Below are 341 nucleotides of genomic sequence, written 5' to 3'. Positions count from 1 at the left end.
GATGACCGCCGCACCGCCGGTTCAATTGAATCCACGACTTGGCTAATAGGTTCTTCTCGTAAAGAATTGGCACCCTCTTCAGGGTCTGATTCGGTGAGCGATGCGTGGGAAGATGACAGTAGATCCTGTGAACTGAATGTAGCATCTGACTGAGAGATAGAAGCGTTCTCAGAAATGAGGTCGTCGTCAGTTTGCTCAAGTGTAGTGTCCAATGTGTTAGGTAATCTCTCTGAGGGAGGTAACGGATCAGGGTCGAGAATAACTTGGTTTGCAGTTGACTCCGGTGACCGTTTGCATTCTGATATTTGTCTCTCGAATCCAACATAATAATTGTGTTTATC

Annotated in this window: 1 protein-coding gene; it reads right to left on the bottom strand. The window is 46.3% G+C overall.

Translation table 11 applies throughout. From position 1 onward, the window contains the following. The coding region (locus B5P40_RS33175; RefSeq protein ID WP_220089783.1) for a hypothetical protein at positions 1–212 on the bottom strand (212 nt) is incomplete at its 3' end. Positions 213–341: the final 129 nt, after the last annotated feature.

The organism is Bacillus sp. SRB_8 (assembly GCF_003264205.1).
In the GTDB taxonomy this organism is placed as follows: Bacteria; Bacillota; Bacilli; order Bacillales; family Bacillaceae_G; genus Bacillus_A; species Bacillus_A mycoides.
This window is presented reverse-complemented; position numbering and strand designations above follow the sequence as displayed.